This is a genomic window from Vibrio sp. 2033 (genome assembly GCF_033339735.1).
In genome coordinates this window covers 52,349-73,045 of sequence record NZ_JAWOVC010000016.1, presented here as the reverse complement: position 1 = coordinate 73,045, position 20,697 = coordinate 52,349, and the positions used below count along the sequence as shown (strand labels likewise).

Sequence of the window (20,697 nt, the reverse complement as noted above, 5' to 3'; positions counted from 1 at the left end):
TGATTTATCAAGGTACAGATCGGGGATGACTTGTGGATAACTGACAAAATGAAAAAAATCAGTAAGTGAACACTAACCGATGAGAAAAGGGCAGACTTGAATGGTTAAAAGTACGGTTTCGAGATCGGTTTAGAAATAACCGCATGCAAAAATATTTTCCTTGATCTTTGGCCGTTTTTATCTACGAAAAATGGCTTGGTCAAAATGGAATCTAGAGCACGAATTTTAGCCATAAAAAGACAAAAAAAGCGGCAACTTTGTGCTACCGCTTCCGATTCATTTTCTTTAAAAAATGTCAATCACAAAACTCATTTTTTAACTTAATAGCGTTCAGTATTTTTTAGTATGAACGATGTAGTTTACATCTACATTACGACCGAGTTTGTAGCTATCATTTAGAGGGTTGTAATGAAGCCCAGTAATGCCCATTTCCGTCAGGTCAGTTTGGTCTATCATCTTCATCATTTCGGCTGGCTTGATAAACTTATCGTGCTCATGAGTGCCTTCAGGAACAATCTTAAGAAGCTTCTCAGCACCGACAATAGCAAATAAGTACGACTTAATGTTTCGGTTCAAAGTTGAGAAAAACACGTGACCACCGGGTTTGACTAGCGCAGCACAAGAGCGGATAACGGAGAGAGGATCTGGAACGTGTTCAAGCATCTCCATACAAGTCACGACATCGTAAGTTCCTGCGTTTTCTATAGCGTGGTCTTCTATTGTGCTCTGAATGTAGGTCAGTTGAGTGCCTGTTTCTAATGCATGTAGTCGCGCGACTTCTAATGGTTCTTTACCCATATCAAGCCCCGTCACAATAGCGCCTTCTTTTGCCATGCTTTCAGCAAGAATGCCACCACCACAGCCGACATCAAGTGTTCGCTTGCCAAACAAGCCATTTGCTTTTTCAAGTACATAGTTCAAACGAAGTGGGTTAATTTGATGAAGCGGCTTAAACTCGCCTTCTAAATCCCACCATCGAGAAGCCATGTCCTCGAATTTCTTAATTTCACTTGGGTCGACGTTTTGTGCTTTAGTCATAATTGGTTTTATTGCATTCAATCTGAGTCCTTTAGAGGGCGCCAGTATACTCCAACGTTTTACACCCAAACAACCTCGATGTGCTTAGTTAAGGGACAATGACAGAGTTCACTGGCGCGGCAATCGAGACAGGTGCCTGTAATTTGTAAAGCGCTAACTATTGTTTTTGGTTCATCCTTGAACTGGTGCCAGTGATAATAACTCTAAAACCTGCATTTTCGCGTTGTGTAGTTAAAGGAATTTACCTCGCTTTTCCGCGTAAAGGGTCCGATTTTGCTCAATATTGACCGAAATATAACCACTAATCAGAAAGATATGGGATGAGTGTGCAAATTCTCGACATTTGATTCATAACCAAGCTCACAACCTGATAAAAGGAGAGGGAAAGTGATGCCGAAGTGATGAATTGTGTGTTATATTTTTGCACCTTACACGTATCGTAATTACGATCAGATAATAGAGGGATAATGGCTCTATGAGCGATTTAGCTAAAGAGATCACGCCCGTAAACATTGAAGATGAGCTTAGAGGTTCATACCTAGACTATGCGATGTCAGTCATCGTGGGTCGTGCTCTTCCAGATGTGCGTGATGGCCTAAAACCAGTACACCGCCGCGTTTTATTCGCGATGAACGTACTAGGCAACGATTGGAACAAACCATATAAAAAATCAGCCCGTGTTGTCGGCGACGTAATCGGTAAATATCACCCACACGGTGATATTGCTGTGTACGACACAATCGTACGTATGGCTCAGCCGTTCTCGCTTCGTTACATGCTGGTCGATGGTCAAGGTAACTTTGGCTCGATCGATGGCGACTCTGCTGCGGCAATGCGTTACACCGAAGTTCGAATGGCAAAAATTGCCCATGAACTATTGGCTGACCTAGACAAAGAAACCGTAGACTACGTACCAAACTACGACGGTACTGAGCAGATCCCAGCGGTTCTTCCAACTAAAATTCCAAACCTATTGGTTAACGGTGCTTCTGGTATCGCAGTAGGTATGGCAACCAACATCCCGCCTCATAACCTTGGCGAAGTGATTGATGGCTGTCTTGCATACATCAATAATGAAGAAATCACTATTGATGAACTAATGGATTACATTCCTGGTCCTGATTTCCCAACGGCGGCGCTTATCAGCGGTCGTAAAGGCATTGTAGACGCGTACAAAACAGGTCGCGGCAAAATCTACATGCGTTCGAAAGCGGACATCGAAGTGGAGAAGAATGGTAAAGAGACCATTATCGTCACTGAAATTCCTTACCAGGTGAACAAAGCTCGCTTGATCGAAAAGATCGCTGAGCTAGTTAAAGATAAGAAAGTAGAAGGCATCAGTGCACTGCGCGACGAGTCAGATAAAGACGGTATGCGCATTGTTATTGAGTGTAAGCGCGATGCTGTGGGCGAAGTAGTTCTAAACAACCTTTACGCTCAGACTCAGCTGCAAACCACTTTCGGTATCAACATGGTGGCCCTAAACAATGGCCAGCCACAGCTATTCAACCTAAAAGATATGCTGAAGTGCTTCGTTGATCACCGTCGTGAAGTTGTGACACGTCGTACTATCTTCGAACTGCGTAAAGCGCGTGAACGTGCTCATATCCTTGAAGGTTTAGCTCTAGCGCTTGCTAACATTGATGAAATCATTGAGCTTATCCGTAAGGCACCTACACCGGCTGAAGCAAAAGCGGGTCTTATCGCTCGTGGTTGGGATTTAGGCAACGTTTCAGCAATGCTAGAGCGTGCTGGTACAGATGCTGCGCGCCCTGAATGGCTAGAGCCTGAATATGGTATTCGTGATGGTCAGTACTTCCTGACTGAGCAACAAGCACAAGCTATCCTAGATCTACGTTTACATAAACTAACAGGTCTAGAACACGAGAAGATTCTTGGCGAATACAAAACACTTCTAGAAGAAATCGCTGAACTCATGCATATCCTTGCGAGCACTGAGCGTTTGATGGAAGTGATCCGTGAAGAACTTGAAGCGGTTCGTGACGGCTTTGGTGACGCTCGTCGTACAGAAATCACAGCTGCGAGCCATGATATTGACATGGAAGAGCTGATCGCACGTGAAGACGTTGTGGTTACTCTATCTCACGGTGGTTACGTTAAGTACCAAGTACTGAGCGACTACGAGTCACAGCGCCGTGGTGGTAAAGGTAAGAGTGCGACTAAGATGAAAGATGAAGACCATATCGAGCGTCTTCTAGTGGCGAATACCCACGATAACATCTTGTGTTTCTCTACTCGTGGTAAGACATACCGCCTGAAAGTTTACCAATTGCCTCTAGCGAGCCGTACTGCGCGTGGTAAGCCAATTGTGAACATCCTTCCATTAGAAGAAGGTGAGCGCATTACCGCGATTCTACGTGTTGATGAATTCTCTGAAGACAAATTCATCTTCATGGCAACAGGTGACGGTACGGTTAAGAAAACGCCGTTGAACCAGTTTGCAAACGTACGTTCAAACGGCCTAATCGCTGTGAACCTACGTGAAGACGATTCGTTAATCGGTGTGGATATCACTAACGGCGAAAACGAAATCATGCTGTTCTCTAAAGCGGGTAAAGTGGTTCGCTTTAAAGAAGCAGAAGAGATTCCAGTACTTGATGAAAATGGTAAACCAGTTCTTGATGAGAATGGTCAGCCAGAGATTAAGTTTAAAGGTGTTCGTCCTATGGGTCGTACCGCCTCTGGTGTTCGTGGTATGAAATTGGCTGAAAATGACCAAGTTGTATCACTTATTGTTCCTTCGCACGAAGGCGACATCCTAACGGTTACAGAAAACGGTTATGGTAAACGAACAGCACTTAGCGAGTACCCGACAAAAGGTCGTGGCACTCAAGGTGTAGTTTCTATCAAAGTTTCTGAGCGAAATGGCCCGGTAGTTGGTGCTATCCAGGTTGTTGAAGGTGATGAAATGATGATGATCACCGACGCTGGCACGTTAGTACGTACTCGTGTGGGTGAAGTTAGCCAGGTTGGTCGTAACACACAAGGCGTAACGCTTATCCGTACTGCGGAAGATGAATCAGTTGTTGGTTTGCAACGTATTGAAGAAGTTGATGATGAAGAGCTGCCTGCTGATGAAGATGCAGAAGCGTTAGAGTCAACAGGCGAAAGTACGCAGCAAGACGCTTCAGAAGCTCCAGCTGCTGATGATGCAGAGGAAGGTAACGAAGAGTAATCTTACATCGTTATCCTGATATGAAAAGCCGAGCCTCAGTTGCTCGGCTTTTTTGTATCTGTGTCAACGCATTTAAAGTAAGAAATGCGTACACTGACGTTATCTTTGTTTACAGGACGTGTTATGTCTGTTTGGTTTTTCGCTGCCATCACTCTGATGGGGTTGTTCATCGTACTCTTATCACTGAGTGCATCAAAAGCTAAACCTGCCCAATGGTTTGGTTTTTGCCTGTTAGTACTTGTCGTGACGAGTGCCAGTTTCTTATTGCTGCATCAAACACCGCCTAAACCAATACAAGCGGAAATGTCACGTATGATGACTGCTCGTGACATCATGCAAGAGATTCAGGACCAGCTACGAGAGGATCCAAACAACGCTGAATTGTGGTTCCAACTCGGGCAGGGCTACCTGCTAGAGGGGGAATTTGACGGAGCGTTGATTTGTTTTGATTACGCGATCCAACTGACTGAACCTGTCAGTGCCACGCAACTTGCCGCAAAGGCGACCACTTTATACTACATCCACCAACAATCTATGACGCAAGAAGTCAGCCTGCTTCTGGAGCAAGCTTTGCAGATAGAACCGCACAATGAAGCCGCTTTGTCTTTGATCGCAAATGATCATTTTCTGTCATTCCGATTTCAGGAAGCGATTGATGCCTGGGTACTATTATTAGATTCTAATGATCCAAATTTAGATAGGGTGCAAATCATTAACTCTATTAACAAAGCAAAAGAGCTGTTGTAAGCGTACAATTTAACAAGCAATAGAGGGAAAGGTGGGCAACGAATGAAAAATAAAGCACTAAGCATATTGGTTTTGCTGTGCGGCTCTGTGCTGGCGGGTTGTAGCTCTTCCGATCATTCTGGCTCTTCCTCTACGGTTTATTATTCATCGGGTTACTACGACCCGTGGTGGTGCGATCATGACGACTACTGGATTTATTACTATCCGGGCTGTTGCGATAACGACGATGAATACAAAGAGAAACTGGAAGAGTGGTGGAATGGTTTAGATGAAGACCAACAGCAATCCATCAAAGACAAAGTCGAAGATTGGAAAGACGACGATATGTCCGCCAATATCGATAACATGAAACGCCAACTTGACGATCATTGGCAATCACTGCCTGACGAGCAAAAGCAAGAGATTCGAACCCAATGGGAGAATCGTCCGGAGCATATTGAACCAGCGACTTTACAAGGCAAGGCGGTGAAAGAAAAGGTTCAACAAAGAAAAGCACTGCCGGAAACGAAGATCCAGCGTCCAGTTGCTCGTCCAAATGTGCAGATACCTAAAGCACGTCCAAATATTCAACCTAGACCTAGGCTTCCTCGTCGCTAGTACATTCGATTTTTGTCTCTCGATAGAATCAGGATGAAGAGATAAAGATAATAAAGAAAGAAAAGGGGCGTTCAGTACGCCCCTTGTTGTATCTATAAGTTAACCGTTGCCAGTTAGACTAATACGTGGCTTCGCGTTCAGCTGCTGCTTTATCCCACTCTGGCGCTACTGTTTCTAGGAAGTGTTTCTTGTCTGCGTTCATCTTATCCATATCCATGCCTAGTGCTTGTTGTGCTTTCGCTTTGGTCGAGATATCTGGAATTTGAACAGGGTCAGTAATGCCTTTGGTTGCCAGTAAACGAACCAATTTGGTACGGGCGTCAGCAGCGCGGTCAACTGCAGTACCTAGTACTTCAAGTGCTACCTCAGGAGCATGCATGTGAACACCGTGAGAAGCAATCGCGTAGTCCCAACGCCATTGTGCATGGCGAATATCTTGTAGGATAGGTTCCATCTCTGCTTCTGTTGCACCTGCTTTCCACGCTGCGCCTGCTTCAAAGTGTGCCGCTACGATTTGCTTCTCGGCGGTTAGCTTCATGTTCAGTACTTGCGCTTTGCGAGTCGAGACGATGCCTTGTAGCTGCTCTTTAGTTTGGGTATGGCATTGCGCACAGGTGTCTTCAAAACGATCAAATGGGTTACCCACTTTGTGGTCTGTGTACACCGTACCGTCTTCTTTGGTCACTTTAGGCATGTGGCAGTCCACACACACCACTTTGTTTTTACCATGAATACCCGCTCTCCAAGTTTCGAAACCTGGATGTTGCGCTTTTAGCATCGGCGCTTTAGATACGGCATGCGTCCAATCTTTGAAATTCAACGCGTCGTAGTATTTCTCCATGTCATTAACGGTGGTGCCCATATCCCATGGGAATTTAACCGCTTTAGTTGGGCCGGTGAAGTAGTATTCAACGTGACATTGAGCGCAGACCGATGCTTGCTTATCTAGGCGAGACTGTTCATCAAAGTTTTTACCAATAGTATCAAAAGCACGCTCGACGTATGGGCGAGTCAGTGCTAGCGCAGGTTCGCCTTTCTTGAAGGCTTCAGAGCCTGTGTTGTGGCAATCGGAACAACCGATAGGGTTGACGATTTCTGAGCCTAAGCGTGCCCATTTACCTTCGAAATAACCGTCTTCACCACGTTCATCAATCACGCGAGCAACGTCAGGGCTTTTACAGCTCCAACAGGCCATTGGCATAGGCCCGGACTTCTCGTCGGTTGGTGCGCCGGTACGTAAGGTTTGACGAACATCATCAAGTGCGTAAAAGTGACCGCGCGCTTTGTTGTAGTCTTTTGCGAAGCCGTAGCCAGCCCATAAGATCACCATGTTTGGGTCTTCACTTAGAGCATCTTCAATGTGCTCACTTTCGGATGTTGCTTTCCAAGAGTGGTATTGGTCGGGATGGTTCTGTTCAAAGGCGTCATTTCGAGGATCGATGAGGCCTTTTTCTTCTGCCGCCAACGGAGCGCCGACCAAAAATAATTGGCTGGCGAATAAGGTCGCAACCGCGATAGGTGCGCTCATCCAGTGTTTTATGCTCACGGTGTTATCTCCATATTCGTTTTTATTAGCAGCGTTGTGAGAAGCTATTCCAAATAAGAACTGGAGATCTACGATTAATAATATTGCTTAATTGGATAGATGAAATAGTGAGTGAATCTTGTCTTGTTTTAGATCAATTTACACCAGTGATCTCAGTCATGTTTGAATTTATATACCTCTAAAGTGGTAGTTATTAAGTCATTGTTCTGCAATGCTTTGGGGTTTTAACCTTTTTAAAAATAGGGTGATTTAGTTCGCTTTTTGAGCAGGCGTTTCTACCCCTTATGAATAATAGAGGTATTATAAATATAGGTTTAGCGTTGTGGCTTTCCGAAATAAGAATTGATGTCATTTGAAGATCTAAAAAATATCTTCAGAGGAAATTAATTTTCGCTCAAATAAATAATTGAGAATAGTTATCAATTATTATCGAGCTAAGGAAAGAACAATATGGGCAATATAAAATTGACCATAGAGGCAATGCTGAAACTTCTCTTCGTCTTTGCCATCTATGGTTTCTCCATCGCCGCCCATGCGACTTCTTCAGAGCCGATTGAAGGTGCTCAAGCTGAGCGTCATCAAGTCGAGTTGATCCGTGACCGAGACTACAAGTGTCTTCAATGTCATAAGGACGCCAAAGAGACTCTGAATCTATCGCATGATTCGCAAGCGTTATTGAGTCAAGGTAAGCAACTCAATTGCACTAACTGCCATAGCAACATCGGCCCTGATCACCGTGAAGGCTCGCCTGATGTGATTAAGTTTTCTGCCGCGCAATCGAAAGAGGTACACGACAAAGTGTTCCTTGATCCAAGCATGATTCTTAAAGCCAACAGCCGATGTGTGGATTGCCATGCACCGACACAACTGAGAGAAAGCCACTGGACGCACGATGTGCACGCCAAAAACCTCACTTGTTCAAATTGCCACGATGTACACGCAGCGAAAACCAAAGCGTTGTCGTACGACAGAAAACAACTGATCAAGCAGTGTGTGGATTGTCACTCTGAATTTGCCGTCGAACCTGAACTTGCCAAAGAAGAGGAGAGATAGCATGAAATGTTCGAGAAGAAACTTTTTAGCCGGCAGCGGCGCGTTGATTTTAACTACAGGCGTTGCAGGCACTTCCGTTGTTAGCTCCTCTCTTTATGCCAGCAACCGTGAACAAGCGAAACGCATGGGTATGGTTCATGATGAAAATGCCTGCATTGGCTGTACCGCTTGTACCGATGCTTGTCGCGAAGTAAATAAAGTCCCTGAAGGCGTAACGCGACTTAAAATTCATCGCAGTGAACCGATTGGCGAATTTCCAGATGTGGAATACCAGTTTACTCGCGAATCCTGTCAGCACTGTGATAACCCACCATGTGTGTACGTTTGTCCAACAGGCGCTGCATACAAAGATGAAGCGACCGGCATCGTGGATGTGCACAAAGAGAAATGTGTCGGATGTGGTTATTGCCTTGCCGCTTGCCCTTACCAAGTGCGCTTCTTTAATCCAGTCGATCACTCTGCGGATAAATGTAACTTCTGCCGTGATACCAACCTAGCGCAAGGTAAGCAGCCAGCTTGCGTGGAATCTTGCCCAACAAAAGCACTCATCTTTGGTGATTTGAATGACCCAACTAGCGAGGTGAGCAAAGCTATCGAAAGCCATGTTGTCTATCGCGATAAATCGCATTTAGGTACGCAACCTAAACTGTACAAAATTCCGCATAGCAAAGGGGAGGTGTCATCATGAACGGCTTCGAAAGTGCATTCCACTTTGACTCGTTAGTCTGGGATTGGATCATCGCGATTTACTTATTCCTTGCTGGGATGTCAGCGGGTGCGGTGATGATTTCAATCTATTTAAAACGCAAAGTGATTGAAGGTGATCCTGCAAACAACGGCATCATGAAAGCGATGGCTTGGCTCGCACCATTTGGCATCATTGCTGGGTTGGTAATTTTGATTTTCCATTTAACCAAGCCTTTAGAGTTTTGGAAGATCATGATCTACTACAACCCAACGTCGGTAATGTCGATGGGCGTGATCTTGTTCCAAGTGTACATGATCGTGTTGTTTGTTTGGATTGGCGTTATCTTCCGCCATCAAATCATCAGCTTCTGTGAAGGGAAGTTACCAAGCAAACTGCTGGATTTTGCCGATGGCATTTTGATTAAGGCGGGGAAAGCCAACAACGCCATTGAATTGTTCTTGGGCTTCTTAGCCATCGTACTTGCAGCGTACACTGGCTTTCTATTGTCTGCGTTGAAGACTTATCCAATGCTAAACAATCCAGTACTGCCAATCTTGTTCCTGTTCTCTAGTTTGTCCTCGGGCGCAGCGGCATGCTTGATGTTCGGCATCTTGGTGTTTAAAGAGTCGACCAGCAGCCCAAGTGTATCTTGGGTGCACGGATTTGAACGCCCAGTAGTGTTGTTTGAGTTGTTTGTCTTAGTGACCTTCTTTACTGGACTGATCTTCAGCGGTGGTCAGAACGAAGTCGCGGCTTGGAATGCAATTTCGAGTGGATTCTGGGCTCAATGGTTCTGGGTTGGGGTAGTGTTCATCGGCATGATAACGCCTTTGACTCTCAATTGGTTGACGCCTTCTGAAGTGCGCCACAAAGGCAGTTACGTTTTTGTGGTCACGACGTTGAGCTTGGTCGGCGTACTTATGCTGCGTACTTTCATTCTCTATGCCGGTCAAATGACCATAGTGTAAGGGGGAAAAATGGAGGCTGAGCTAGGGTTCTTCTTACTGATATTGGTGGCTGTAACGTCGACTTGTGCATCTTGGCTGCATTGGCTACGTCGTGCTATGGGTAAGAAGGCGACATTGCCGCATCAAGTCGCGATGTCCCAAATCATTAGCTTAGCTTCCATCATTTGTTTAGCACTTCTGATCGTCTGCTTCGTGCAAGACAACTTCGCGTTGGAATATGTTGTTACGCATTCCAACAGTCAACTTCCCGTGGCGTTCAAAATTGCTGCCGCTTGGGGTGGGCACCAAGGCTCTATGTTGTTTTGGGTCGTCACCTTGAGTTTATGGGCGTCGTTTATTGCATTTAAGTCACCGCTCAATGCCCAATATACTTGCGACTGTTTAGGAATCATGAACGTTCTGATTGGGACGTTTGCATGGTTCACGTTAATGACCTCTAACCCGTTCGAATATGCCCAAGTATTGGCGTCGGAAGGGCGAGATCTAAATCCAATGTTGCAAGATGTTGGGCTTATCATTCATCCACCATTGCTTTATCTCGGTTATGTTGGTTACGCAGCAATATTAGCTTTTGCATTAGCGGCGCTATTGGGTAAACAACCGATGAGCGATTGGTATGTGGTCGCTCGAAGCGCAGCGTTTTTTGCATGGGGAACGCTCACGTTGGGTATCTTGGTCGGATCATGGTGGGCGTACAATGAGTTAGGGTGGGGCGGATGGTGGTTTTGGGACCCTGTGGAGAACGCTTCTTTACTCCCTTGGCTTACGGGTACTGCTTTGTTGCACAGCGGTGTTGTCGCAACACGTAACAGAGGCGCAATTTGGAGCACCTATGCACTGGCGTTTGCTACGTTCAGCCTAAGCATTTTAGGGACATTCGTGGTGCGCTCTGGCGTGCTGACTTCAGTGCATGCTTTTGCGGTGGACCCAACTAAGGGTTTAGTGCTGCTTGGTGTATTGAGCTCGCTTATCATCATCACTTTTGGCGTATTGATTTTGCAAGGAGAACAACTCCCTCGCTTCAAACTTCAATCTCTAGCGAGCCGAGCTTACGCTGCTTATATCGCCAAAGGACTATTGGTTATTGCGACTGCCATCGTTTTTCTTGGCACTTTTTATCCGATGGTTTATCAATTGTTCGGCTTAGGGAATATTTCAGTTGGCGCACCTTACTTTAATAGTCTGATCTTCCCATTAAGCATACTGGCTCTGATTGCCTTAGCTTTGATGCCGGTGCTGAAGTGGACAAAAGGCACAGTTCCGAGTGGAAGCACTGATATCGCGATTAGTATTGCGTTATCTCTAGTCTCTGGGATCGGGTTTATGTTCTCAGTGAACGTACTGCATTTCGAAGTATTGCTAACCATAATATTGGCTACTTGGGTGATTGTGGCGCATCTCGTTATGCTGTTTCGTTGTTCCAATAAGCGCAAACTCATGCCAATCGTGATGGCACATATCGGTTTTGCGCTGGCGGTGAGTGGAGCTGTATTCAACAGTCACTACTCATATGAACATAATTTACGTGTCGAACCCGGCAGTTCTCAACAAAGGGCGGGGATCACTATCGATTATCATGGTATCGAATGGCTGGTGGGGCCAAACTACACCGCGGAACAAGGACAGATCACCTTGCACTTGGAAGATGGCCGCATGCTCAATTTCAACCCGCAAAAGCGTCATTACCCTGTGCGAGTGATGAATATGACCGAGCCTGCGATTCGTTCACTATGGCATGGCGATTATTACGTGACATTGGGTGACAAAGTCGATACTCATGCTTATGCGATTAAAGTTCAGTACCGCGCAGGTATTTGGTGGATATGGTCTGGCGGGCTACTAGCTGTGTTTGGTGCGCTATTAACCGGCCTAAAGAAAAGGAGAGAGGCTATCAATGCGATCGAGAAATACGCTTAAACTCGCAGGTCTGTTTGTGGCTGTTGCCGTGTTTGCTGTAGTAACTGCGGTGGCTTTGTCTGAGCGACCACATGTTGAATTGTCCCCACAACGAAATTTAGATGCACCTAATTTTCGCTCTACTTCTCTGATCTCTGATGACATGGTTTCTGAGCAGTTGTTCAAAAGCGACGGATATAAATTATTGAATGTTTGGGCATCTTGGTGCGGAGTATGCAAACGAGAGCATGAAGAATTATTGCAGTTAGCAGAACTCGGTGTGCCTATTATTGGGCTGAATTATAGAGATCAAAAACAAGCCGCTCGTGAATATTTGAGCTCTAAACGAAATCCATATATTGAAGTAATTAGTGACCCTAATGGAAAGCTCGCTGTGGAGCTAGGTGTTATCGGAACGCCGGAAACTTACTTGATTGATCCAAATGGTCGTATATTGATCAAATATCGTGGAGAGCTAACGGCAGATAAATGGAACGATATATTTTCAGGATACTTGAATGTTTCGATTTAATAATCTTCTCCTCACTTTAATCCTATTTATACTATTTTCTCCTTTCACGAGAAGTGCGGATATAGAACAGAATGTTGATCTGTTTGAATTTCATTCCGTTGAAGTGCAACAGCGTGCAACCTCGTTAGCCAAGGCATTACGCTGCCCGCAGTGTCAAAACCAAAACCTTGTCGAGTCTAATGCACAAGCGGCTAAAGACCTGAGGTTGAAAGTGTATACGATGGCCAATGAAGGCAGCTCAGATCAAGAAATAAAGGACTATCTAGTTGCTCGTTATGGGAATATTGTTCTGTACCAACCACCATTAAATTATTCCACGGCGCTGTTGTGGATCTTTCCTGTGCTATTTTTGATCTTTTTTGTCTTATATTCGATCCGAATGGTGAAGCGTAATTAATGTGACCGTTATTCCACTATTAAAAATAAATTGTGCACTTAACAAGCAGAATGTTATCATTTTTCCGAATTTATGAAGTTTCCAGTATAAAGAAAATAAAAATTTTGAGCTGGATAAGTAATAAAAGAACGAAATAGGTGCACGCAGTGGATTCAGTTATATTACAACTTAAAAAAGACTTCTATTCGCAGATTCGTGCATTGCAATCACCGAACCTGCCTCAAGTTACTTCAACGCTCGCCGTGTTGACCGACGAGGAAATCCAAGAACTCGAAGCAGTTTGGATTGAACTCGCCGTTTGGAAGCGCAGTCAGACCCATTAAAAGATAGACCAAACGACCTTCTTGAAACCCCAGACAAAATTTGTCTGGGGTTTTTTATTGTAGTTTTTTTAAATTGTTATAATATAACAATTGTTCAGTTGGAGAGTGTTTCTCTTTTGCTGTCTTGAGTGGATAACTGCCCTCAATTGTGATCTCTATATTGCAAAATGCGGTATCAGTCCCCATAGTTGAAGAGCAACGAGTAAATCCCATGAATGCAATAACGAAAACGCATCAAGCGCATCAAGCAATAAATCGAGTGAGTATAGATATGGCGGAAGTACGTGCCAGAGTAGATTTTAAAGTCGGGGCAAAAAGTAACATTGATGCCGAAATTCTGTCTTTCCATGGTCTGAAGACAGACAAAGAGCATGTTGCTATTATCTTTAAACAAGCGGACCAAACTCAGGACATGCCTTTAGTTCGTATGCACTCTGAGTGTTTGACAGGCGATGTGTTTCACTCTTCACGCTGTGACTGTGGTGAGCAACTAGAAGAGACGATCAATCGCATGGGCGAGTCCGGTGGTATCATCTTGTATCTCCGTCAGGAAGGTCGTGGTATTGGTTTGTACAATAAGATCGATGCATACCGCTTACAAAGCCAGGGCATGAACACGTACGAAGCTAACAACCATTTGGGCTTTGATGATGACCTGCGTGATTTCACAGAAGCAGCACAAATGCTAGAAGCTTTAGGCGTGAATAAGATCCGCCTCGTGACGAACAACCCTAAGAAAATTCGTGAGTTATCTGAGTACGGAATTGAAATTGGCGAGGTTGTCAATACCTCTGCACATATCAAAGATGGCAACGAAAATTATCTGAAGGCAAAAGTCTCTCACGGAAAACACGACCTAAAGGTTTAATCCTAAAGATAAAACTGACAATAAAGTCTGTGAAAAACCTCATTTTTATGAGGTTTTTTTGTATCTGGAGTTGCAAATAAATTGTAAATTTGTATTATCTCGAGACTAAAGTGCAAATAAGAATAATTAGCACTACCAATACGATAATTGAAAAGCTCAACAAGGATGCTTCAGATGAATGCAAAAAAAGTTTTAGTCCAATCTATTGCTGCATCACTCCTCATTGCCAGTGGTTCTACCGTTGCTGCCACAGTAACTAAACAACAAGTAGTCGAACATTACGCGGACGTTGCCCATGCTGTATTTGCTGATTCAGTAACAACAGCGAAAGCGCTTGATGTGAAAATCGACGAATTTCTACAATCACCATCAGCGAAAAAGCTTGAAGAAGTAAAACAAGCTTGGCTAGATTCTCGCGTGCCTTACCAACAGTCTGAAGTTTTCCGTTTTGGTAACGCGATTGTTGATGATTGGGAAGGTCAGCTGAACGCATGGCCACTTGATGAAGGTTTGATTGACTACGTAGCGGCTGATTACCAATACGAATTGGGTAACGAGGGCGCTGCTGCCAACATCATCGCGAACACAAGTCTGCAGATTGGTGCTTCTAAACTGGACGTTTCAAAAATCACTCCAGAATTGCTAGCGGATCTAAACGAAGTAGGCGGTTCTGAGGCAAACGTCGCGTCAGGTTACCACGCGATTGAATTCTTGCTTTGGGGTCAAGACCTAAACGGTACTAACGCGGGTGCAGGTCAACGTGCTTACACTGATTTCGTCGTTGGCTCTGAGTGTACGAATGGTCATTGTGATCGTCGTGGTGAGTACCTAAAAGCAGCCGCTGATCTACTGGTTCAAGACCTTGAGTGGATGGAAAAGCAGTGGTCTGCTGAAGTAAAAGGTAACTACCGTGAAGAGCTACTGAACGACTCAGCGGACAATGGTCTACGTAAGATGCTATTCGGCATGGGTTCTCTTTCTCTAGGTGAGCTAGCGGGTGAGCGCATGAAAGTGGCACTAGAAGCGAACTCAACTGAAGACGAGCACGATTGTTTCTCAGACAACACGCATAATTCTCACTACTACAATGAGCAAGGCATCTACAACGTTTACACAGGTACATACAAAGGTGTAAACGGCAAAGAGCTATCTGGTCCAAGTATTGCTGATCTTGTTGCTCAAAAAGATAAGAAAGCCGCGACCGACATTAAAAAGCAGTTTGATACAACACGTAGCCAAGTTGGTGAGCTAGTGACTTCTGCAGAGAAGAACAACCAGCACTTTGACCAACTTATTGCAGCGGGTAACGCACAAGGCAACGCGCTAGTAAACGACACCATCATGTCGTTGGTAGCACAAACCGGTGCGATTGAGCGCGCGGCAAGCATTGTCGGCATCGACAGCCTAAGCCCTGATACTGCTGACCACGAGTTTTAATAAGAAAACCATAATAAATAAGGGCTCTTTGTGAGCCCTTTTGCCGTTTGAGCTCGTTGTTATCACCCTTGTTGTCTATGTAGAGCAATGATATGAAGCCATACCTAATTTCTGCGCTAGCCGCGATCCTTTCTTCTTCTGCCATGGCTTACGATGTTAAGTCCGGTGGCAAAACCAGTGTTAAAAAAGACGGCGCGAATGCCTATTCTCTTCCTGCTGCTAACTTGCCAATGAGCAAACGCCTCGACTTTAGCGTAGGTAACAGCTTTTTCCGTAACCCTTGGGTACAAGCGCCAGCGTCAACGGACGCTCGTGATGGCTTAGGCCCGCTTTTTAACACCAATGGTTGTCAGAATTGTCACATCAAAGACGGTCGTGGTCATCCGCCAGAGAAAGATGATTTACATGCCGTGTCTATGTTAGTGCGCTTAAGCATTCCTGCGATGACGCCAGAACAAAAGAAAGCTTACATCAAAGATGGCGGCATACCTGAGCCGACTTATGGTGGCCAGCTTCAAGATTTCGCTCTGCAAGATCAAACGCCAGAAGGCAAAATCGAAATCACTTACACCGATGTCCCAGTGAAATTTAAAGACGGTACGACGGTGACGCTAAGAAAACCTCATTTGAACATTACCGATCTGGGTTACGGCGATATGCACCCAGATACCGAGTTCTCAGCACGCGTGGCACCACCAATGATCGGCCTTGGTTTGTTGGAGAGTATTCCCGACGAAACGCTACTTGCTTGGGCTGATGAACAAGATGCCGACAAAGACGGTATCTCAGGCAAAGTCAATAAGGTGTGGGATATTGAAAAGGACGACTTCTCGATTGGTCGTTTTGGCTGGAAAGCAGGACAACCGACGCTAATGCAGCAAAATGCAGCAGCATTTAATGGTGATGTGGGTCTTACGAGCCATTTATTCCCAAATGAAAACTGTACCTCGAAACAAAGCATTTGTGACGACATGCCAAATGGCGGCAAACCTGAAGTGAGTGAAAATATTCTCGACTTCGTAGAGTTTTACAGCCAACACTTAGCCGTACCTATTCGCCGTAACATCAATGAGCCTAGCGTGAAACTTGGTCAGCAAATCTTTGCTGCGTCTGGTTGTGAAAGCTGCCATAAAACCAGTGTTAAAACGGCGAAGCGACCAGAGTTACCAGCGCTTTCTGAGCAGCTTATCCATCCATACACCGACATGCTTCTGCACGACATGGGTGAAGGCTTAGCCGATAACCGTCCGGAATACTTAGCAAACGGCCGTGAATGGCGAACGGCACCGTTGTGGGGTATTGGTTATACCGAAGAAGTAAACGGACACACGTACTTTCTACATGATGGCCGCGCTCGTAACCTGATGGAAGCGGTGTTGTGGCACGGCGGCGAAGCTGAAACGGCGAAACAAAATGTTTTAGCTCTGAACAAAAAAGAACGTGATGCTCTCATTGCGTTTCTGAACTCTCTATAAGGAAGCAACCATGAAAAAAACACTGTTAGTGAGTGCGATTGCCGCAACGTTAAGTTTGGTTGGTTGCCAATCGACCATCGGTTCGAGCTCAGCCAAGCCTGAGAGTACAAGTCATATTTCTCAAAGCGTGTACGAGGTTGAGTTTCAATCAGCTCAGACGTTTTTAGCGCAAACCACAGAACTTGAACAGCGCTTCGCGGATTACTGCGCATCAGAGTCGAAAGATGATGCACCAGTAAAACAGCAATGGCATCAAACTATGCTTGCGTGGATGGCATTACAAGGTCAAGAACGTGGCCCTGCTACGGCGTTGGAGCAAAGCTGGAATGTTCAGTTTTGGCCAGATAAAAAGAACACCACTGGTCGTAAAATGTCTGTACTGACGAAATCTGATCAAGCTTGGAGTGCAGAAGATATCTCCACCCAAAGTGTCACCGTGCAAGGTTTAGGTGCATTGGAATGGCTGCTTTACGATAAAGCGTCGACCTTATCTAGCAACAGCAATACCTGTGCGACAGGCGTTTCGATTGCAGAAAACCTCGATAACAAAGCGCAGATCATTGCGGATTCTTGGGCAGAGAACCCTTGGAAATCGCTAGAGGTGACAGAATGGGAATCTGAGTACATTTCACTGCTTTCGAATCAGCTTGAATATAGCATGAAAAAGTTGAGCCGACCGCTAGCGAAGATTGGTAAGCCTCGCCCGTATTTCTCAGAATCGTGGCGTTCAGAGACCTCGCTTTCAAACCTAAAAGCCAACCTTCAAGGGATGGAAGCGTTGTACTTTGCTAACGGAAATGGTCTAGATGCGCTACTTAGAGAGCAAGGCCATGCAGATCTCGCAGACCGTGTTGTTCATCAATTTGAAATGGCGTTAGAAACTTGGCCAGAAGATAAGAGCTTGTTTGCTGCACTACAAACAAAAGAAGGCTATCGCATGGTGCTCGCTCAGTACAATAAGCTAGAGCAATTGAAGTACCTGATTCACGAAGAAGTGGCGATCGAGCTTGGCGTGGTTATAGGATTTAATGCAACCGATGGTGACTGATCAAACCCGCCGAAACTTACTGAAAGCCGCTCTATTCGGGGCGGCTACACCTATGATGCCATTTGGTTGTGCTTCAACAAGCTCACGTGAGCCTGCGTTGATCGGCTGCTCTATCATTGGCCGAGATAAATACGCCGCGGTGGTGGCAGATGAGCATGGTATACCGCTATCTTCATTGCCGATTCCTGAGCGTGGTCACGGTGTGGCAACCAACCAACAAGGCCACGCCGTAGTCTTTGGTCGTCGGCCAGGTACTTTCTTCATGGTGTTTGATTATCGTTCAGAGCAGATGATCAAACTGCAGCTAGCAAAACCAAACCGCCATTTCTATGGGCATGGAGTTTACTCCCATGATGGCACATTGCTATTTGCCACAGAAGGGGAGAGGGGGACAAGTCGCGGGATCATTGGTGTTTATGATGTGCAGAAGCAATATCAAAAAATCGATGAGTTAACAGGTTTTGGCCTTGGCCCGCATGAAGTGATCATGATGCCTGACGGCGCACTAGCGATTGGCGTCGGTGGCGTACACACCAACGGCCGTGAACCACTGAACCTTGAAACGATGAAACCGAGCTTAAGTTATCTTTCACAAGATGGTGCGTTGCTGGATCAGGTTTCTTTACCGGATCACAAGTTGAGTATTCGCCACTTAGCCCATGATGGTGCGGAAACCGTGCTTTGTGGGCAGCAATATCGTGGTGAGCCGGATGAGTATCCAGCCTTGATCGCCATGCACACACGTGGTGGTGAAATGCAAGATCTTCAAGCTGAACCTGAAGAGTGGGCGCGTTTCAATCACTACGTTGCGAGTATTGCAGCAACCGATGAATGGATCTTAGCCACTTCGCCTCCGGGCAGTTGTTATGGTATATGGTCTAAATCTACTGGCAAATTGGTAGAGCTAAGTGCGTTACCAGACGCCTCTGGTGTTGTGGTCTATGGCGATGAGTTCCGAGTCAGCTCTGGGGCGGGAAAAGTGGTAGAGCAAAGACCAGAGGAGTCAAAAAGTACCTTCGCAAGCGGAGTGCAATGGGACAACCATTGGTCGAGAATTATCTAGAAAGATCATTGAGTAATTACTTATAGAGAGTTTTGTTGTCGTTTTCGGCATCAGATTCTTAATTTTAAACCTGCAAGCTGTGAGATATTTGCCATACTTTTTATTATGGCAAGTAGCGCAAGGATCATTTCAGTGTTTGCTAGGGTTTTAATCATGACGGCACTTCTGGTGCCGTTTTGCAGCTTTTCCACCGTCGTTTCTCTCGAAGCTTCAGCGCAAGTCGAGCAAGAGGGAGCGGTACAAAAGCTGTCTGTAGAAAAAATGATCCATTATCCAGAGGTGATTGATCAACTGTATCAAAGCACCAATTACCGTTTGAACTGGGAAAATGAAAGTGATATTGAGCAGTTTCTTTTTCAAGTAAACCTGGTTGCTCTTGCGGATGTCACCGACGAATTCGAAAATCAACTTCACCGGATAAACCAAGTAAGGTGGCAGGGAGATAATCTCGACTTCGATTTAGTGATGACAGACTCACTCTTGATGTACCTTAGTTATCTTGAGCAACTCCCCGAAGAAGGGATTAATTGGCTATTTACAGACAAAGCCCATGTTACGTTACCCGCTCCTAGCATCGATACTTTATCGATTTTGAGTAATGAGATTACGGTTGGCAAACTTGGTCAGTTTTTGGCAAGTCTCCGGTCTCCATTACAAACAGATGATGCTTTCTACTCCGCCTATTCTTCGCTATCGGAACATTCTCAGTACCAATATCCTGCCTATCAACAAACTGGGCTAGCACGTGTTGGCGATATATTAGAAAACAGACCCCTATTGATTGAGCGAATGGAGATCGTAGGCGTAGATGTTTCTTACTTGGATTTAGTCACTGAAGAATATGACGAACAATTAGAGCTTGCGATAAAAGAGTTCCAGCGTATTCATGGTTTGAAAGAAGATGGCGTTATCGGCCCGAATACCATTCGATGGATCAACTTTTCTCCTCAAGAGCGATTGCATCTGTTGGCGTTGAATTCTGAGCGTTCAAGAATTTGGTCGAAAGAAAGGGATAATGTTGTCTTTGTTAACGTGCCTGGATACGAAGTCACGTATTGGCATGACGGTCAACCCTTGTTTGAGTCTAAAGTCGTGGTAGGGAGAGCATCAAGAAAAACGCCCATCATGTCGGTAGCACTGGATTCAGTTATTCTCAACCCAACTTGGAACGTGCCTTGGACTATCATGGTTAAAGACATTATTCCTAAAGTAAAACGTAATCCGATGTATTTGATTAACCATAACATTCAAATCATTCGGTCTTGGACTTCGAACGAAATTATTGACCCTACAACCATCAATTGGGCAACGGTGAATCCGAGAACATTTCCTTATCGTATGCGACAGGCGTCGGGCTTACAAAATGCACTGGGATTGTACAAGTTCAATATGCCTAACCCACAAGCTATTTATTTGCATGACACGCCAAGTAAGAACTTGTTTGAACAGGACAGACGCGCATTCAGCTCAGGATGTGTTCGTGTAGAACATGCAGACCAGTTAGCAGAACTTCTGTTCAAAACTCAGGGGTTGGAAGAACGTTTAGCGAAAAAGCGAGAAAGTTCTCGTCGGTCTAACACGTCAGTTCCTTTGGGAGAGCGCATTCAAGTACACATCATTTATCAAACAGCATGGTTGGAAGAGGGAACGCTTTACTACCGTGATGATATCTATAAGTACGATCACCGCAGTTGAAATTTTTAAGGAAAATTTACAAAACGAAGAATTCTCTTTTCGTTCAATAATTAAGCAATAATTACTGCATCTGAAAATCAAGATGGAGCGTTTTATGCATTTGACGTGACAAATGTGTTTGGTTAATGTC

At 45.1% G+C, this 20,697-nt stretch carries 18 protein-coding genes; 16 read left to right on the top strand and 2 right to left on the bottom strand.

The annotated features are described in order from the left end of the window. Positions 1-330: 330 nt before the first annotated feature. Positions 331-1,038, bottom strand: a complete 708-nt coding sequence (gene ubiG / locus R7P74_RS18550) for a bifunctional 2-polyprenyl-6-hydroxyphenol methylase/3-demethylubiquinol 3-O-methyltransferase UbiG (RefSeq protein WP_017636129.1) — start codon at positions 1,036-1,038, stop codon at positions 331-333. Positions 1,039-1,513: 475 nt separating this feature from the next. Between ubiG and gyrA the strand changes: the two genes are divergently transcribed. The 3 genes from gyrA (at position 1,514) to R7P74_RS18535 (ending at position 5,578) form a co-directional block, all read left to right on the top strand. Then, entirely contained in the window at positions 1,514-4,234 is a 2,721-nt protein-coding gene (gene gyrA / locus R7P74_RS18545) for a DNA topoisomerase (ATP-hydrolyzing) subunit A (RefSeq protein WP_318123036.1), read from the top strand. A gap of 123 nt (positions 4,235-4,357) precedes the next feature. Beyond that, positions 4,358-4,981, top strand: a complete 624-nt coding sequence (locus R7P74_RS18540; RefSeq protein WP_225474049.1) for a TPR domain-containing protein — start codon at positions 4,358-4,360, stop codon at positions 4,979-4,981. Positions 4,982-5,023: 42 nt separating this feature from the next. Beyond that, positions 5,024-5,578 (top strand): hypothetical protein, encoded by a 555-nt coding sequence (locus R7P74_RS18535; protein WP_225474048.1) that lies wholly within the window; start codon positions 5,024-5,026, stop codon positions 5,576-5,578. Between the two features lie 118 nt (positions 5,579-5,696). Here R7P74_RS18535 and nrfA read toward each other — a convergent pair whose 3' ends face one another. Next, positions 5,697-7,124: an ammonia-forming nitrite reductase cytochrome c552 subunit gene (gene nrfA / locus R7P74_RS18530; protein ID WP_213874770.1), complete on the bottom strand. Its 1,428-nt coding sequence runs from the start codon at positions 7,122-7,124 to the stop codon at positions 5,697-5,699. Positions 7,125-7,574: 450 nt separating this feature from the next. Between nrfA and nrfB the strand changes: the two genes are divergently transcribed. The 13 genes from nrfB to R7P74_RS18465 all read left to right on the top strand — a co-directional run bounded on the left by nrfB (position 7,575) and on the right by R7P74_RS18465 (position 20,567). Continuing rightward, positions 7,575-8,177, top strand: a complete 603-nt coding sequence (nrfB, locus tag R7P74_RS18525) for a cytochrome c nitrite reductase pentaheme subunit (protein WP_225474047.1) — start codon at positions 7,575-7,577, stop codon at positions 8,175-8,177. Between the two features lies 1 nt (position 8,178). Next, positions 8,179-8,865 (top strand): cytochrome c nitrite reductase Fe-S protein, encoded by a 687-nt coding sequence (nrfC, locus tag R7P74_RS18520; RefSeq protein ID WP_086046905.1) that lies wholly within the window; start codon positions 8,179-8,181, stop codon positions 8,863-8,865. Then, positions 8,862-9,833 (top strand): cytochrome c nitrite reductase subunit NrfD, encoded by a 972-nt coding sequence (gene nrfD, locus R7P74_RS18515; RefSeq protein ID WP_213969741.1) that lies wholly within the window; start codon positions 8,862-8,864, stop codon positions 9,831-9,833. The genes nrfC and nrfD overlap by 4 nt, the downstream gene beginning before the upstream one ends. Positions 9,834-9,842: 9 nt before the next feature. Next, positions 9,843-11,750: a heme lyase CcmF/NrfE family subunit gene (locus tag R7P74_RS18510; RefSeq protein ID WP_225474046.1), complete on the top strand. Its 1,908-nt coding sequence runs from the start codon at positions 9,843-9,845 to the stop codon at positions 11,748-11,750. Then, positions 11,728-12,261 carry a DsbE family thiol:disulfide interchange protein gene (locus tag R7P74_RS18505; protein WP_005376839.1) on the top strand — a complete coding sequence of 178 codons (534 nt, stop codon included), beginning with the start codon at positions 11,728-11,730 and terminating at the stop codon, positions 12,259-12,261. The genes R7P74_RS18510 and R7P74_RS18505 overlap by 23 nt, the downstream gene beginning before the upstream one ends. After that, entirely contained in the window at positions 12,248-12,658 is a 411-nt protein-coding gene (gene nrfF / locus R7P74_RS18500) for a heme lyase NrfEFG subunit NrfF (protein WP_053306573.1), read from the top strand. Before R7P74_RS18505 ends, nrfF begins: the two co-directional genes overlap by 14 nt. Before the next feature lie 146 nt (positions 12,659-12,804). Then, positions 12,805-12,981 (top strand): hypothetical protein, encoded by a 177-nt coding sequence (locus R7P74_RS18495; protein ID WP_020480909.1) that lies wholly within the window; start codon positions 12,805-12,807, stop codon positions 12,979-12,981. A 271-nt stretch (positions 12,982-13,252) separates the two neighbouring features. Further along, positions 13,253-13,849: a GTP cyclohydrolase II gene (locus R7P74_RS18490; protein ID WP_025767283.1), complete on the top strand. Its 597-nt coding sequence runs from the start codon at positions 13,253-13,255 to the stop codon at positions 13,847-13,849. A gap of 174 nt (positions 13,850-14,023) precedes the next feature. Beyond that, positions 14,024-15,286 carry an imelysin family protein gene (locus tag R7P74_RS18485; protein WP_318123035.1) on the top strand — a complete coding sequence of 421 codons (1,263 nt, stop codon included), beginning with the start codon at positions 14,024-14,026 and terminating at the stop codon, positions 15,284-15,286. 92 nt (positions 15,287-15,378) lie between these two features. After that, the gene (locus R7P74_RS18480; protein WP_065274667.1) at positions 15,379-16,761 is read left to right on the top strand and encodes a di-heme oxidoreductase family protein; all 1,383 of its coding nucleotides are present in this window, start codon (positions 15,379-15,381) and stop codon (positions 16,759-16,761) included. A gap of 10 nt (positions 16,762-16,771) precedes the next feature. Further along, complete coding sequence (locus R7P74_RS18475) at positions 16,772-17,809, top strand: imelysin family protein (RefSeq protein ID WP_318123034.1); 1,038 nt, start codon at positions 16,772-16,774, stop codon at positions 17,807-17,809. Continuing rightward, entirely contained in the window at positions 17,790-18,872 is a 1,083-nt protein-coding gene (locus tag R7P74_RS18470; protein WP_225474044.1) for a DUF1513 domain-containing protein, read from the top strand. Before R7P74_RS18475 ends, R7P74_RS18470 begins: the two co-directional genes overlap by 20 nt. Before the next feature lie 153 nt (positions 18,873-19,025). Then, a complete protein-coding gene (locus R7P74_RS18465; protein ID WP_064354124.1) occupies positions 19,026-20,567 on the top strand; it encodes a L,D-transpeptidase family protein in 1,542 nt (513 codons plus the stop codon). Positions 20,568-20,697: the final 130 nt, after the last annotated feature.